The organism is uncultured Dokdonia sp. (assembly GCF_947492535.1).
Taxonomy (GTDB): domain Bacteria; phylum Bacteroidota; class Bacteroidia; order Flavobacteriales; family Flavobacteriaceae; genus Dokdonia.
The window spans coordinates 16,735-33,613 of the sequence record NZ_CANLNH010000018.1 but is presented as its reverse complement, the minus strand read 5'-3'; the positions used below and the strand labels follow the sequence as shown (position 1 = coordinate 33,613).

The following is a 16,879-nucleotide window of genomic DNA, read 5'->3' as shown; positions in this document are numbered from 1 at the left end:
TTACTTTTTAAGTATTTTTTTGACGTTCTTTTTTAATCTAAAGATAAAAGCAGAAAAATAATGTTTTAAAACCACTTCTTTCTTTTCTTTAAGAGTATCTAATATTTCTTGATCAATTGGATTTAACTTTTTTTGTAGCAAGTACGTACTAATGTACATATCTCTAGTAGCCACATACCTATTTAGATCAAAGACATTTCCAAATTGTGACAATCTATCTAATAGAGCTAAGCTTGTCATCGTTTTGGCGCATTTATGGCAAGAAGAACAATTTTGATACCCTCTCTCTTTTGCAAGTAACGAATTTGTACATACATCCAAATAGTTTTGAACGGTGTTCTCCTCACTAATGAAGGCCGTTCTTTGCAATCGTGTTTTATCTAATGCAGTCGATTTTATCGTGAGATAAGAACTAGATATATAAGGAAGTAACAAGCTATCCCAATTACTGGTATCCCCTCCTTTTAATGTAGATTGCTTTTCTGAAAAAGCAGAAGAATAATAATAATCGCTATATAAATTACTCAAATGATAGACACAGGAAAGATTCACTAGACTGTGCGAACTTTCAAAACTAGAGGTGACAAAGGAACTTATATTAGAGCTTATGCATATCATTTCCATATCCAAACCCTGAGCTGCCTTTGCTGCATTTTGTCTCCTAAATTCTTTAATTTGTTTTGTATGTTCTTTTCCGTACTTACCATGAGAACCTGCGTCTAAAAATGTAACATATCGAACACTGATCCTACTTTGTATGAAATCATACAAGGTCGTAAAAGAGTCTACCCCACAAGAAAATCCAGTGCCAATCTGCGAATTCTTACTCTTACTCCTATGTGTATGTTTTGCACTAATTTGTGGCGTCTTCTTACATTTTGAAATTACTGCTAACTGAGGTAAAAATTGTGTATTCAAATGAGTGAGTAATACCTCATCTACAGTACCATCTACGTATAAATCTTCTGAATTTTCTAACATAAAAGGTATCAAAGCAATCACAAACGCATCATACGTTTCTTTTTCTACAAACGATTCATATGCACGATCTATCGTATAAAACAATGCAGACGGAAAAATATCAACTGTGACACTCCTCTTAATATGTGCTTCTTCTTGCGTATATGTTAGGTGAGAGATCTTCATGAGATTTTCGAATATGCTTCTAGCACTTTTTGAGTCACTACAGTTCGATCAAATGTAGTATTTTTCAAATAGTCATTATGAGCAATTCCTTCTTCTGAAATGTTATGTTCAATGGCATTTTTCATCACTTGACGTATATGGCCTATATCCTCTGGATGTTCTATTAAGTATCCACTAACTCCATCTTTTATAATTTCTGCAGTAGCATTCCCTGGATTTGACTGAATAGGAATACATCCCGAAATAATAGCTTCTATTAAGGTATTAGGAGTTCCGTCAGAAATACTATTTCCTATATAAAACTCATGAGACTCCATAGCTTCTAATAATAATGCATGATCTATGTTTTTCCTTATCTCTACATTTTCAATTGTGACAAGGTTTTCTTTTTCTAAAAGCTTATAAAAATCATCAGAAACACCAAATACAAAGACAGATACCTCTTTTCCTTCTTTTTTTAATTCTAAAAGAGCCTTAATGACTGGCAATGCTCTACCGTGTTCATTTTGATATCCTTTTACAATAAAGCTATTTTTCTTTCTTGTTTTTGTAGAAGATATACGTTTAGGGTATCCGCCGCCGCCTGGAAAAACGCCTAGATGTTCTCCTTTAAATCCTTCTTTTATAAGAATATGCTTATCCCTTTCACAATCGGTAATAGCATAATCTAAACGGCTACATACATTCGAAATAAATGAAGTTTCTCCTGCTTTGTTTTCTCTGAAATAAATATCACTCCCCCAAGAAGAATACAACCAAGGAATTTGTTTATTTTTTTCCATAAAATTCATAATAGGCTTACACCCTATAAATAAAGCAAAGCTATGAATAACATCAGGTTGTATCTCATTTACAGCCTCTGTAAATGCGGTCTCTAAAGGAATATCAAATACATTTGATAACTGCTTATATAAATAAGGAAGTTTACTTTTTATAAAATACCGCCCTCGTTTCTTTAATACGCGTTTTTTCCAGGCGGTTACTTGATGTACCCATGGTAATGATTCGATATAGCCTTGGTCATTAATATCAAACCAATACACCTCATGCTCGCTATGTTCTAATTGTGCTACCCAACGGCGAAAGTGTATTGAGTTCATTGATACCATTAATATTCTCATAGTGATGATAGATTCATGGTACAACTAATAATTTCTTTATTCCTATCAAAAACGTAATTATATGGAGTATTACGGTGATTCTTTATGATGGTTTCCAAAAGCATACTATTTGATGCTTCTAGTGATATAAAAAGTGGCGTTCTCTTCTTAGCTATTTTCTTGATCGTTGTTTTTAATGATGTTGCATCTGGATGTAATTGTATCACTATTTGAACGACACCTTCCCAAACTCCTTCTGACAACTGAAAACAAAGTGCTGTAAGGGCATTTAGTGTACTTGTACAATCAATGGTTATTTCGGGAGTATTCAATGCCTTATATGCTGTCTCATTAGGAAGAACACCCCATTCTTTTCCTACATTAGCATGTACCTTTTTATGCTTTCGCGAAAGCATAAGATATTCATAGTTCACACGCTCTAAATAGTAATGATAAGGTGCTGTACTCTCTTTTGATCTATAAAATTTAGGATGCCATTGATGTAAAAGCAATGTTTCCTTTTCATTGAAGTGTACGGGGATTCCAAGATTTCGTAATCGTATATGCACATCTGTATCTTCCGAACCCCAGCCATGATAAAACTCATCAAATCCACGTATTTTTTTTAAAATAGTTACAGGGAATAATGTCATTCCCGTTGCTTCCTCATTGGTGTAAAATTTCACTTGATAGTCTCCAAATTCTTTTTCAAGTGTACTTTCTTCTTCTGTTAGTATTCCTACTTTAAAATAAGTGACCTCATCAGGATGAACGTATTGTTGGATTTTTATCACAAACTCAGGATGAAATAACATATCCATATCTGCCACCATAAAATACGCTGTATCGCATTGTTGTAATACGATATTAATCGCTCTGGTTTTTTGCCATAACTGCCCTTGGGTAGGGCAACACATAAGTGACACGTTTTCTAATACTGCAATATATTGTTCAAGTTCTTTTTGATATACGACCTCACTTCCATAATCTATAACAACAACCTTAACATCAGCATGTAATTGAATAGCAATAGATGCTAGGGTACGTTTTACAGTAACCAAATCTCTATTTCTATTAGGAATAACAATAGTAAGGCTCATGAGTATTATAGTGTTTTAAATTGACCCGCTACATATTCAGGAGAAAAATAATAAGTTAAGTCTGTAATTGTATCTACTTCTAAAGTTAGACTGTTTTTATCTTTTTTCCAAAGTGTATATAAGTGCTGTAAGTGTTTTTTTATCATTAGCACATCGTCTATTTCAGACCAATAAGGATAGGCATCACCTAGCAATCTTTTGGTTTCACTTTTATAAGGACCTAAAAGTAGTATCGGTGTATTTGCTTTTATACAATGTGGTATTTTACCCGGTAAAAAAGGACTAAAAGGACCTTTGGCTTCCAGCACTACATTGACTGACGTTTTATATTGCATAGATAAAACACTATCAAAATTCAAATACCCCGGATGTACATACAAAGCCGAATAATTTTTTGAAATCTTTTCTAACTCATCATGAAAAACAGATCTATTTCCTATAAAAATAAGTTGTGCATCCTTTTTAAATTCTTTATTCTCTTCTGTCAATACACAGAAAGCCTCTGTCAATGCCATTGGGTTACGAGCGCTCATCATAGAACCTGCATGCATGACGGTAAATTTCTCTTCATCAAAAAAGTCAGGAGTTTCATCACTTACAATCACATCGGGTATCTGATGAGGAATGATCACTGCTTTTCCTCTTGATTTATGATAATAGCTTTCCATCCAATCACCTAAGTACTGACTAGGGTACATCATATATTTGGCACTATGAGACATTTCTACAAAGAAATCTCTTTTTTGTTGATGCCCTGGTTCTACCCAATCATAAGGTCTAGGATATGAATGCTGAGGATATGGATCATGGATATATGCTATAAATTTACGATGCCAAATAGGCAGTTTTGTTAACGCCATATGCGCTCTAAAACTTCCTGCATAACTTAGTGCTACGACCCAGTCATACTGATCTTGGTTTTCTTTTTGTATTGCTTGTTGAATACTTGCAACATCATAGGTATGTGTATATGAAAACCCTCTACGAGATTCCGTTTTTTTATGTAATGATATTCCTAAGATTCTTTTGGTAAAAATTTGAATTTTAGCAAGTAGATAGTAGATAGAACTCTTTTTCTCCTTTATAGAAATCGTCGTTGTTTTATCAATAGGAATTTCTTTTCTAGAATAGTGAAGAACTTTCAGGTCATACCCACAAGCTATTAGACTTTCTACCAATGCCAGACTCGTCTTTGCTCCACTACTGGCATCTACATCTAATGTATCTGCTACTATTAATATCTTTAACGATGTATTCACTAGCTAGTATTAGATTTGATTAATTATATCGCATATAATTAATATAAGCACGTTTTGCTTTATACAACGCACGCCTATATTTATCTATTTTATTTTTAGGAGGTATCACTTTTGCTTCTACAAATAACTTATGTACTTCCGTTTTCCAATGTTCATCTAACCAAGTATCAAAATACCTAGGATTGCAGCCCTTTGTATACCAAGTGCTAGCTTCTTTACTCTGTTCATTTTTAAAAATATGAAAAGCAGGATAATGTGTATCTATATAAATGTCTACTCCTAATACTTCTGCACGCGTACAAATATGTCTATCTTCTCCTGCATACGGCATATTCTCTATACGTTCAAAATTAACACCTTTCTCTAAGGCATTTCTTGTAAGCAATGTACAAGCACCTCCTGCACCTACTTTATACGTTCCAGGCGTTGGGAGCTGTAATATTGTTTCAGGATAAATATAATTCCAAGAATGGATATCCCAACAATTCGGTTTTGCAAAGGTCTGATCATGAAAAACCGTCCAGAAAACTTCAAACACAAAGTCTTTATTACAGCTCATTAAATGCTGTAAAAGGGTTGGGTGTATCACTAAATCTGCATCTAAAAGAAAAATATAATCATAGCCTTCGTCCAAAGCATATGAAATCGCTTTATTTTTTATAAAAGTAATTCTATCCGTAAGAGGTCTATTCCAATTATGAGTTTTATAATTAGAATCGCTTTCTATCCAATCTCTTTGCACCTGTACATTTGGGTTTTTTGCTTCAAAATCTGCAAGAAAATGAATGGCTTTCTTTTCATTATTATCATCATACAGAAGCATATCTACCTGACAACTTCCTGTGTCTAATGCAACCCAAGAGGGAAGCACCACTTCTAGGACTTCTTTAGACTTACATAAAGATGAAAATATCAATACTTTTTTCATTGGTTCTTTAATACATGTGGCTTATGGTACTACTTTAGCACCCTATTAGGTCATTTAAATATACCCTTTATGCACGAATAAGTGTTATCCAATAAGAATACACTCTATTTAGCTCAAAAACAAATCTAACATTATCTAGTTTAAATAAATGAGTAAAAAGTTTTTTTGTATCCAGTCGCATACGATAAAATACCCCTGTAGCCATTTTAGAATTATTTTTTCTTAGAAGAATTAACTGAGCCATGGTCTGGCCTTTTCCTCTAGCCATTCTATATAAATACGATTTTGTGAGTCGGTCTTTGGGAATAAAATGCTGGAATGTATTATCACAAATTTGTCGAATCTTATATCCTTTAGACACTGCATATTCGCACATTTCTGAATCTCCTCCAGAAGATAAGCTCTTTCCTTTCCTATCAGTCATTTTAGGTTCAAAATCATCAAAAATAGATTTTCTAAAACACATTCCTGCGCCATAAACATTAGTCACATCACCATCTCTTCGACATCCTAAGGCATAGATGCTTTTAAACTTTTCAAACCATGCAGGCGCTTCTATTTCACAAGCTTCTACGCCATTTCCGCCAACAACCCCATAGCTTTCATTTTCTTCTAGAAAATCATATAAGGTTTTTACATACCTGGTATTTAACCAATTATCATCATCACAAAAAAGAATGGTATCATACTGAGCACTATCAATTCCTTTTTTACGCGCATAATTAAGTCCAGGTTTAGACTCACTTACAATACGCGCATTAGGAAAAGAAGATTCTTTGATAAGATCTTGAGCTAATGCGACACTAGTATCTGTACTTGCGTTATCTACTAGAATTAACTCCCAAGGAACAGCCTCTAATCCTTCTTGACAGAAAATACTTTTCATGGTAGGAGTGATACGACTACTACTATTGTAAAAACAAATAATTACAGAGATTCCTTTTTCTTGCACCATACTCATCGCGATGTGTTTTTAGGTATATAATTAAATTTATTTTTGAGTTTCAGAAATTGCTTTTCTATAAGCACAAAAGAGAGCCATGAAATTAAAATAACAAGTATCGAGTTTTCAAAAATCAATAACACCATTTTATATTTTACATTAAAAAAATCGGGTAACAGCGGATTAAAGTATACATCAATATACTTTTTTGTAATCATACTAGGAATAATATTATGGTATAAATATATCCCATAACTTATTTTTCCTATAAAAATCAATATCCTATTATTTAAAATAAACTTTCCTCTAAGAGTATCTTTTTTATGGTGTATGTATATATAACAAATCAGCCAGAGTGATAGTATAGATACTGTAGTGCGTACAGATAAAACAAGCCATTGCTTTGTAATCGCCCCATATAAAAAGTAGAAGAAAACAATAATAGCAGCAATAGACAACTGTTTAAAATACACGGGAACTTTCTCTTTTTTATACGTAATGCACCACGCAAGTAACGAGCCAAGTCCAAAAGCATCAAAACAAGTAAACGTAAGTATTCTACTCATTTTCATTCCACTTACTAGTAACTGTCCTCCAATCCCTATAACAATAAAACATAAAATTATGGGAAGTATATATTTTCTATTCACTAATAAAACTAACCAAGGCCATATTAAATAATACTGCTCTTCTACAGCAAGAGACCACAAATGGGGAAGCATAACATCCCAGGATTGTTGATTAAAGAAATAAAAATTTGAAGTATACGTAGCATAATATATAAACGGGTCTTTAATAGGCGTATTGGCATATGCTGTAACCATATAGACTACTATAATCGTGAGATAATATATAGGGAAAATACGCAACGACCTTCGGATGTAAAAATTCTTTAGCACTGTAGCTGTTGACATATTCAGGGCTGCGGCTTTATCTCGATTATCAAATAATATTTTTGATATTAAAAATCCACTCAGTACAAAAAATATGTCAACTCCAATTTGTCCATTAGGTATGCTGTTCAATATATTTTGATTGGGTAACCAGTGACTTATAATCACCATAATAACAGCTATTGCTCTTATACTATCCAATTGTTTAATATACTGCATACTTATAATCGTTTTCTCAAAAAAGTAGTTACTGGATACATGCGTTTATAATAGTCAAGTTTAAGTTTGTTCTTTAAAATTCGTTTTATAATTGTAATCGCATATATACGTTCTTTCCAGTAGGCACCTATAAATCTAGTCTTAGATACGCTCTGAAAATTGAATCCTGATCTAACTAATTGAAAAGGCATTTTCATGAGTTTCCACTTGATAGGATAGGCTATCAAATTACGATAAATCAAAAATCGGAGATGTCCTTTAGCATCCGCTAAATTATTATTTCCTAATACATTTCTTTCTATAGATGCTATTGCTTTTTTTATTGCTTCAATGTACGCTAAAGATTGTTTTTTTGTAGCAATAGAATTTTCAACATCACGCCTGTAGTAATTATCGGCCTTTCCAATAGTAGCTTTTATTCGTGGATTGTACGTAAGTGCTCTCACGTGAAGTTCCCAATCTTGCCAAGCGATGAGTTCTTGATTCCATCCCCCTATTTTTTGCAAAAATGCTTTATTCCACAACACCCCAGTGGTATGCCAAGGCATATCTTGACGAAGAAATCGTATCAGATATTCTTCACTTGTTTCTCCTTGTTGCAAAATATTCCAATATACATCGGTGTCTTTTAGCTCTTGTTTAAAAGAAGCTGTATGAAACACAAATAGATCTATCGTGTCTTCTATGAGTGCAATGCGATTTTTTACACAATCTGAACCTAGTAAATCATCAGAATCTAGAAACATCACCCAATCATAGTTGGCATGATCTACTCCCATTTGCCGTGCGCCATTTCCTCCAGAGGCATACTCTTTCGTTCTTTCTAAAAGGTGTATTCTTGCGTCCGCTTTCGCGAAAGCGGAAACAGTAGCAACCGTATTATCTGTACTTCCATCATCTACCACAATACATTCCCAATCTGAACTAGATTGTGATATAACAGACTGAAGCGTTTCTTTGATAAGGGACGCTCTGTTATAGGATGGGATGATAATGGAGATCATTATACGATGGGTTTAAGTGTACAATTTAAAATAATCTTCAGCAACTTTTCTAATATCAAAATGTGTATGTGCATGCACAATAGCTTTTTCTTTCATTGATTGTAAAAGTTCATTGTCTACCATAAGTTTTTCAACAGCTTTAGCCATGGCATCAACATCTCTATCTGGAACAATAAATCCTGTAGTATTTGGGTCTATTGTCTCTGGAAACCCACCTGAATCAAAACCAATCACAGGCACTCCAGATGCTTGAGCTTCTAACGATACGATTCCTAATGCTTCTCTACGTCCTTTTTCATTATAGGTACTTGTCATTAAAAATACATCACTCTCTTGCAACAGTGCTTTAATCGCTTCTTGTGTTTGAAGCCCTACTAATAACACATGATCCTGAAGCGATAAGGTAGCTATGGTATTTTTTATAGTTTCCATAGCCTCTCCATATCCAACAATAGTATACTTCACATCATACCCTTTTTCTACGAGTTGTTTTACGACTTGAATTCCGTATATGTGCCCTTTTAAAGGAATTAATCTTCCAACACTAATCATTTTAAAAGGAGTTCGAGGCTGTTTGATTTTATCGTTATTTGCAAAGTATAATGTATCTATACCTACTGGCACAACAGTTATGCTATTTCCGTCAAATCCTTTTGAGATTAATTGATTTTTCAAAAACTCACTATTTACAGTAATAGCATGTATATGCGTTTTATAATCTTTAATTAATTCTGACAAAGCAGCACCTTCGGGCAACGCATATGCATCATATCCATGGAAGGTAACTACAATTTTAGATTTTAAAAAGCCTATTTTTTTTAAGTTCAATAAAGGCCCCATGGCTTTTGCAAAATGTACGTGAAATACATCTTGAGCTGTATATGACTTATAGAATTTTAAATAAAAAAGATATTCCCAAGTATACTTTTTATATAAGGAACAAAGTTTTACAAAAAAGTATACTAAAGATGGATAACGTACAAATAATGCTATTACTTCTTTAATTCTTTTTGATTTAATGCTAGGCGAAGTATAGTGACGCACTTTTTCTAACAACTCCATTTCTTCTATAAGAGCTGCTTGGGAAGAAGTATGTGCAGGGTATGTTTTATCTGCAATAATCTCTACAAAAAAATTATTTTTAATGGCGTGAGCAATGTGAGAAACTACAAACGTTTCTGAAGCCAAAGGAATCTCTCTTACTTTATAAATTAATTTTCTCAAGATTTTATAGGCTATACATATTTTATGGAAACTTATACAAAATACATCATTCAGGCATACTATAACAGTATTGTATCAATATCGAAATTATAATTCTAGAGGTCCCTTTTTTTATAGACATAAAAATCTGCTATAGATGTATGATCAGGGTTCGTAGGATCATAAGGGTAAGGATTTTTTTCATGAGTAGCTAATTCCCAATTTAACATATTGTTTGCTACCCAAGTAGTAAACTTACGTGATAATACATGAGGTGCAATTCTTTCATCATAATTACTGGCATAAATTATAACATATTTTGTAGATGCCGAAAATAGCGTATTCATATACGTTTCATACACCTCATTTTCAATAAGGTGATAAATTACATCTAGTGACATTGTAAGTGCTGCCTGCTGATTTTTCAAATTCTCTTCCGTAACTAATAAAAACGTTTTTGAATGATCATCTTTAAAAAGTTCCTGACATAGATCTACTGCCTTTTGAGATACATCAAACCCTGTATAACTAGGGTATTTTGCGAGTGTAAGTTGGTGGCCATCACCAGACCCAAATTCAATGACTTTATCAATCTTATTTTCGAGAACAAAGTTGTTTATAAACTCCGCTTTATAAAGTGCTAATCTACCATAACTTCCACTTCCAGAATTTCCATCTGCTACATATCTATTCTCCCAATATTTTTTGGATCCAATAAAAGTATCAACAACAGTTTCCTTTCCAAGGATTTTTTTTAGCCTTTTACCAAATGCTGTCTTTCCAATCTTTCTTTTTAAAACGCTCAACATACAGTCTATTTTTTAAACACTTTTGATAATATTTTTATAAAGATGGTGAAAAATTTCATTGCGTATCTATTATGTGATATTTTATGTACCGATCTTACTAATGAAGCATTTTTATCTTGCTGTAACATCTGTAATACCTCATAATCAGATTTAAAACTTGAGAAATGATCTGTAATACTTTCCTCTTTTTCCTTTAGTAGTAATGCTCGATACTTCGGATCACTAGAGATTCCATAGGCATCAAAGTTTGAAACTACGATGGGAATGTGTTCGTAACTAGCATCATGCTTACATATAGCCTTTACATAATAATCCCAATCTGCTACGATCTTAAACTTCTCATTATACAGTCCTAGTTGGGTAAATAATGTTTTCTTAAAAAATAACGACGGGTGTGGTAAACTACCTTTATGGAAAAAATAATAAAAACTAAGTGTATCTGGGTATTTTCGGATACGATCTCCTTCTGTAAATTGCATCATAAGATCTCCATAATAAAAATCTTTACCTCCAGATAACAGAGGTACAATTGTTTCAATACTATCATTAGATCGTAAACTATCTCCACTATTTATAAATAGCAAATAGTCTCCTGAAGCTTTTTTAACTCCTTTATTCATGGCATTATAAATTCCTGAATCTGGTTCTGAAATTTTAATGGCATTAGGAAGTTCATAGGCCTCAAGTATATCTTTACTTCCATCTGAAGAATTCCCGTCAATTATAATGTGTTCTATATTAGCATAGGTTTGACTAGCTACGGACTCTAATGTTTTATCAAGGCCATTGGCATTATTATAATTTATGGTGATTATTGAAATTTTCATAGCTAATTCATCAAATGGAAATACGTACTAGCATAAATGTGCTCGTATAATTTTCAAAATATAATATTTATAATCATCTTATTCTTGATATAAAATAGTAATACTTATATAATTTGCAGAATAGTAAGCATATAGGATTACTATTAAAAATGGACTAATTTTTATTTAAATATATATATTTGATTATTTCTTCAGCGCCAGTTTTCTTAATACGTCCTGACATCTTTTTCCCATTTAACCTTGATTGATGACGATACGTCTCATCTGTAACTAATTGTTTTATTTTTGATGTCATATCCTCTATATCAAAAGGGTCAAATACAAATTGTTTATCTCCTATTGTTTCTGGTAATGATGTTACATTAGAACAGATTACAGGTATTCCCATAATAATAGATTCCATAAGGGGAAAACTTCCTGCTTCATAAAGAGTAGGTACTACAACTCCTAACGCATTCTTATATGTTGCATATAAGGTTTGTTCATCTAATATACCTGCAAAAATAACATCACCATTAAGACCTAACTTATCTACCAATTGTTTAACTACAATGCCTTCTTCATTATCATTATTACCCGTGAGAACTAATTGAGTAGTAGCATCAGTTTGTTTTTTAAATATAGAAAAAGCTTCTATCAATCTTTGATGATTTTTATGTTTCCAGAAATTTGCAGGATATAATAAGTAATCTTCTTTATATGGATTTGATGGTATTGTATTTTTATATTCTTGTTCTAATTTATTAAACCACAGGTCTTTCATATTTAATAAACAAACTTGTATTTTATTAGGCGAAGTATTAAAATATGTAATTAAATCTTGAGCAATATGTTGATAACTAACGACTACTTTATGGGATTTTGTTACACAATCCAAATACATATTAGCTCTATAAGCTCTTACTTTTGCAGGAAAAAATGCAGGGAAATGTAGCTCTTGTACATCGTGTAATGTACATATCACTTTTGCACTCAAATTTGTTTTTGGTATAAATTGATATGGAATATGTACATATTCTATTTTTTTTTCTTTTAAAAACACATCAAAAGCATCTATTGTTTTAAACCTGTAGGGTTGTTTCCCTATAAAAAATTGAGATAGTAAGGTTATTTTTTTTCTCCAAAAATTTCTCCTACTTATTGCTGGTATATATATATCCTTATCGGTAATTAATGTACAATTCTTATAGGACTTTATAATCTCTAATACTTCGGGATCTTTTAAATTATGATAGATATAAAAATGAAATGAATCTTGATCAAAATTTGCTATTGTAGTTAGTAAATTAATAGAATACTGCCTTACTCCTCCGTGGGTTTGATCTACATCAGGAATATAGAAAATAATATTATTCAAATTTATTAAGTTATATTTTTAAAGTCAGTAAATGTTTTAACCTCTTTACCCTTAAATGTAGCATAAGGTAATGGTGGATAGTTCATGGCTCTTATAAAACGTTCTATTTTTAGTTCTGACCAATTAATATTAATATCACCATTATGAGGACATCCTCTCTTGTAATACTTACCCATTGATTTCTGAGACTCTCCTTCATAACCATTTAGAACTCTATTAAAAGCAGTCATAAATGATTTTGACGCCTCAAACATGACTCTATGATAAAGGGTAATTTGCGTATCCCTTTCTTCTATTTCAATTATTTCTTGCAAAATAATATTTCCTGTGTCAATACCTCCTTCTATATAATGATAGGTATACCCTACATTATTTTCTCCTTCTATAAGTGCCCAAGTCAAACTACTACAACCTTTATATTCTGGAAGTAATGATGGATGTAAATTAAAAATTTTACCTGATGTTATTTCTATTATATCTTTAGGTATTATATACCTATAATAGATACTACATACTATATCTGGTTTAAAAGGCAAGTTATTTAATTTAATTTTTTCTAAAGAATATGAGATCTCTTTTTTATCACAATATTCTATCAAACTATTAATATAACTTGGATTTTCATGTGTATATACAAAAACATCATATCCCTTACTAAGTAATAACGATAGTACCTTACAGCCAATCCAATTATATCCACATAAAATCACTTTCAAAATATATATTCTTTTAATTTATCAACTATATATAATATATCTTCTTTATGTAATTCTGGATAACTTGGCAAATTCATACCTCTTCTAGATAATTTCTCAGCAACAAGATGTTTTTCGTATTGCTTAGAATAAATAGGCATGGTATGAATTGGGTAGAACATAGGACGTGTTTCTATACCTTGCTGAACTAAAAATTGTTTTAAAGCTTCTCTATCTATATGAGTAGGTAATAAAATCGTACACATCCAGTATGAATGGATCGTATTTTTAGCTTCCTGATGAAAATCAATATCAGAGCCTTGAAAAGCTTCTTGATACCAATTAGCAATTTGTTTTTTCTTTTTTAAAATTGTTTCGATTTGTTCTAATTGCGCATACCCTATAGCTGCACAGATATTTGTCATTCTATAATTATATCCTACAATATCATGCCAATACTCTCTATATTTTGCAAGTCCTTGTCCTTTTAGATGCATTATACGTTCATATAATGTCTCATGATTTGTTACAACCATACCTCCTTCACCAGTAGTAATTGTTTTATTACCATAAAAACTAAAGGTAGAAACATCTCCAAAAGTACCAACATGTTTTCCTTTAAATGAAGTACCAACTGCTTCTGCACAATCTTCAATTAAAAATAATTGATGTGCTTCACAAATTTGTGTCAATGCATCCATATCACATGCGTGTCCATATAGATGAACACATAATACTGCCTTTGTATTCTTAGTTATTTTCTTTTTTATATCTTCTGAATCTATTTGCCAGGTAGTTTCCAAACTATCAACAAATATTGGTTTTGCTCCTGTATATGTAATAGCATTTACAGAGGCTATATAAGTTAGAGTTGGCACAATTACCTCGTCACCTTCTCCTATCCCTAAGGCTTCTAGAGCTAAATGCAATGCTACAGTTCCATTACATACTGCAACCGCATGCTGAACTCCAATAGTACTAGCAAATTCTTTTTGAAATAAATCGACAAACTTTCCTTTACTAGAAATCCAAGTAGAATCTAGACATTCATTCACATACTTCTTTTCATTTCCATTCAAAGAAGGTTGATATACAGGATATTTTATTTCTGACATTAAATTTCTTCTATTTGATTGGTTATTGTATTAAAAACAGGCATTCCCTTAAGCTCTTTCAATCTATCATCACCTCTAAGATACGTTAATTTACCATCCTTATTTCTAGACTCTCTGAATTTCGAAACTACATATCCTTTCTTAACATCAAGGGTTTTTATATTTTTCTCGTATCCTTTTTTCAAAAAGTAAGCATTATTTCCTGCACTATTACTTCCTATAAATACATATCCTTTTTCTAAAGCTAAATCACATAAAGCTGGTAATGAACTCCCAGCATATAGGTTGCTATAATGTGCTTTACTTCTAACAAAATCAGACCTGTAAGGGATTGTAATTGATCTATCTGATCCAAATATACTATTATACTCCACAATCATAATAATTGGCGTCACTACTTCAAGTGCTTTCCAAATCCAATAATCATTACCATCAATATCAATGTGCAATAAACCTATTTCTCCAGAAAATCCAGCATCAGAAATCAGAGTATTTATATTTTCTACAGTAATAAAAGCATGTGTTGCCTGTAAATCATATTTCCAATAAATGGTACTATTTTTTATAGTATTAATATTTGCAGAACTTCCATCTAATACCAGTCCCGACCAATTGTTATTCATTAGAAGAAATCGCGTATTTGATTCTTTATAATCTTCTACTCCAAATTCTACAAATATTGTATTGGGGATAGCTAAATAATTTATTAAATATTGAATAATCCCATCATCTCCCCATTGCGAAAAAACTTTAAATTCAGCATCATGTAAATTATGAAGTTCCCCTTTCAATTTAAGTTGAGATGTCAAAAGTTGACCATATTGGAATGTTTGTATCTCATATACTTTTTCTGATTTTGACAATCGTTTTCTAATATCTTTTAATAAAACAATGATTTCATCAAATTTGTCTCGGATGATATGTATATATTTTTTTATCACTATATATCTTTCGAAAAAAACAATAAACTTCTATTCACCCCATTATCGTTTATTATTTTTTCAATTTTTATTTTTGGAAATTTACAACTAAAATACTTTTTCACAGATTCAATAGTATAGTCCTCTGGAGGATTTATGTTCCATTTTTGTACGTGTATATCATTAGGGTCAACAAACTCTAATATAACGCCTTCCTTAGCGTATGATAAACATATATTACAAAAAATAGATACAGGTATGCTTTGCCTTAAACAGATATGATGGATTAACCCTAAAGATAATACTATGTTTGATTTGAATCTATCAAATGAAGATCTATTGATTAAACCTACTCCAGATGCAGGCGTAGGGTGATTAAAATCCATTTGACAAACCGTCACATTCCCTTTTTCTTGATTTATGATTTGCCTACAAATATCTATTGTACTTTCTTCATAATCAAAAGCGGCTACTTGCGCTCCTAAATGGCTAGCCATAAGAGAATAAAACCCTTTATTACATGCTAAATCCAAAACTTTAAAAGGTTGTTTTTCTTTAATAATAGTATAAACAAATTGTTGCTTAACTGTTTTTGGCTCACTAATTTCTGCTAGATGTGCTTGCTCATAATTATTCCAATATTCTTGTTTTGCTTTTATAGATTTTAAATTTTTAATATAATCGAGTAGTTTACTGAAAAAAATCTCAGGTTGGTTTGAAAACTTAAAAAATGATGGTCTCTTATAGTTAATTATTTTACGAAAAACACCTTCTCTTTTAAGAGAAATTCCTAGTCCTTTCACATGTTCTCGTCTATATAATCCTGACATATCAGAGTTTACTTTCTTAGATGAAGCCAAAACAAGAGGAAGAATAAAATATGTTTCAAATTCATTCATCCATGAATCTGAAATCGAATCTCCTTTATAAATCGATGTAAAATCAAAAAATTTAAAATCACTCCCATTATAAGTAATATTCCAAGGATGAGCATCAAATAATAAAGCACCATGATTTATGTATAATTCCTTACACAAAGTCACAAATTTATAAGATGCTTCCCAAAACATCATATTTGTATATTCCGATGGATTTAAAATATACGGTATATATTCATGATTGAGAATAAGGCAAGTATCTGAAGAATATTTTTCAATAATTTTTGTTGAAACTAACCCTAATTTTAACAAATCATTATAATTTGGAGAATTAATTAAAGTGTTATAGAGATTAATTCTTGCAGAATCTTTAACTACTCTATATACTTTTCTATTCTCTATTAATAATTTGCCTCCAGCATCAAATAGTGATGGCGTTGCTAATAAGTTATCAAATTCATCTTTAGTCATATTTTATTATAA

General features: G+C 31.6%; 16 protein-coding genes. All 16 read right to left on the bottom strand.

The genetic code is table 11. The annotated features are described in order from the left end of the window. The 16 genes from Q1A60_RS18855 to Q1A60_RS18780 all read right to left on the bottom strand — a co-directional run bounded on the left by Q1A60_RS18855 (position 1) and on the right by Q1A60_RS18780 (position 16,867). Positions 1–1,146, bottom strand: a complete 1,146-nt coding sequence (locus tag Q1A60_RS18855; protein WP_299768818.1) for a hypothetical protein — start codon at positions 1,144–1,146, stop codon at positions 1–3. Beyond that, entirely contained in the window at positions 1,143–2,246 is a 1,104-nt protein-coding gene (locus Q1A60_RS18850) for a glycosyltransferase (protein WP_299768816.1), read from the bottom strand. The genes Q1A60_RS18855 and Q1A60_RS18850 overlap by 4 nt, the downstream gene beginning before the upstream one ends. A gap of 17 nt (positions 2,247–2,263) precedes the next feature. Next, on the bottom strand, positions 2,264–3,346 hold the full coding sequence (locus tag Q1A60_RS18845) for a glycosyltransferase (protein WP_299768813.1): 1,083 nt from the start codon (positions 3,344–3,346) through the stop codon (positions 2,264–2,266). 5 nt (positions 3,347–3,351) lie between these two features. Next, the gene (locus tag Q1A60_RS18840) at positions 3,352–4,605 is read right to left on the bottom strand and encodes a glycosyltransferase (protein ID WP_299768810.1); all 1,254 of its coding nucleotides are present in this window, start codon (positions 4,603–4,605) and stop codon (positions 3,352–3,354) included. A gap of 19 nt (positions 4,606–4,624) precedes the next feature. Further along, positions 4,625–5,533: a hypothetical protein gene (locus Q1A60_RS18835; protein ID WP_299768807.1), complete on the bottom strand. Its 909-nt coding sequence runs from the start codon at positions 5,531–5,533 to the stop codon at positions 4,625–4,627. A 67-nt stretch (positions 5,534–5,600) separates the two neighbouring features. After that, positions 5,601–6,488, bottom strand: a complete 888-nt coding sequence (locus Q1A60_RS18830) for a glycosyltransferase (protein ID WP_299768804.1) — start codon at positions 6,486–6,488, stop codon at positions 5,601–5,603. A 2-nt stretch (positions 6,489–6,490) separates the two neighbouring features. Next, positions 6,491–7,588 (bottom strand): acyltransferase, encoded by a 1,098-nt coding sequence (locus Q1A60_RS18825; protein WP_299768801.1) that lies wholly within the window; start codon positions 7,586–7,588, stop codon positions 6,491–6,493. Between the two features lie 2 nt (positions 7,589–7,590). Further along, positions 7,591–8,592 carry a glycosyltransferase family 2 protein gene (locus Q1A60_RS18820; protein WP_299768798.1) on the bottom strand — a complete coding sequence of 334 codons (1,002 nt, stop codon included), beginning with the start codon at positions 8,590–8,592 and terminating at the stop codon, positions 7,591–7,593. A 12-nt stretch (positions 8,593–8,604) separates the two neighbouring features. Beyond that, positions 8,605–9,816, bottom strand: coding sequence for a glycosyltransferase family 4 protein (locus tag Q1A60_RS18815; protein ID WP_299768795.1), 1,212 nt, complete (start codon positions 9,814–9,816; stop codon positions 8,605–8,607). A gap of 95 nt (positions 9,817–9,911) precedes the next feature. After that, positions 9,912–10,604 carry a hypothetical protein gene (locus Q1A60_RS18810; RefSeq protein ID WP_299768792.1) on the bottom strand — a complete coding sequence of 231 codons (693 nt, stop codon included), beginning with the start codon at positions 10,602–10,604 and terminating at the stop codon, positions 9,912–9,914. 5 nt (positions 10,605–10,609) lie between these two features. After that, positions 10,610–11,431 (bottom strand): glycosyltransferase family 2 protein, encoded by an 822-nt coding sequence (locus Q1A60_RS18805; RefSeq protein ID WP_299768790.1) that lies wholly within the window; start codon positions 11,429–11,431, stop codon positions 10,610–10,612. 154 nt (positions 11,432–11,585) lie between these two features. Further along, the gene (locus Q1A60_RS18800; protein WP_299768787.1) at positions 11,586–12,788 is read right to left on the bottom strand and encodes a glycosyltransferase family 1 protein; all 1,203 of its coding nucleotides are present in this window, start codon (positions 12,786–12,788) and stop codon (positions 11,586–11,588) included. A 5-nt stretch (positions 12,789–12,793) separates the two neighbouring features. Continuing rightward, positions 12,794–13,498: a formyltransferase family protein gene (locus tag Q1A60_RS18795; RefSeq protein ID WP_299768917.1), complete on the bottom strand. Its 705-nt coding sequence runs from the start codon at positions 13,496–13,498 to the stop codon at positions 12,794–12,796. Positions 13,499–13,500: 2 nt separating this feature from the next. After that, positions 13,501–14,598, bottom strand: coding sequence for a DegT/DnrJ/EryC1/StrS aminotransferase family protein (locus Q1A60_RS18790; protein ID WP_299768784.1), 1,098 nt, complete (start codon positions 14,596–14,598; stop codon positions 13,501–13,503). Next, entirely contained in the window at positions 14,598–15,539 is a 942-nt protein-coding gene (locus tag Q1A60_RS18785) for a hypothetical protein (RefSeq protein ID WP_300008200.1), read from the bottom strand. The genes Q1A60_RS18790 and Q1A60_RS18785 overlap by 1 nt, the downstream gene beginning before the upstream one ends. Then, the gene (locus Q1A60_RS18780; protein WP_299768778.1) at positions 15,539–16,867 is read right to left on the bottom strand and encodes a class I SAM-dependent methyltransferase; all 1,329 of its coding nucleotides are present in this window, start codon (positions 16,865–16,867) and stop codon (positions 15,539–15,541) included. Before Q1A60_RS18780 ends, Q1A60_RS18785 begins: the two co-directional genes overlap by 1 nt. Positions 16,868–16,879: the final 12 nt, after the last annotated feature.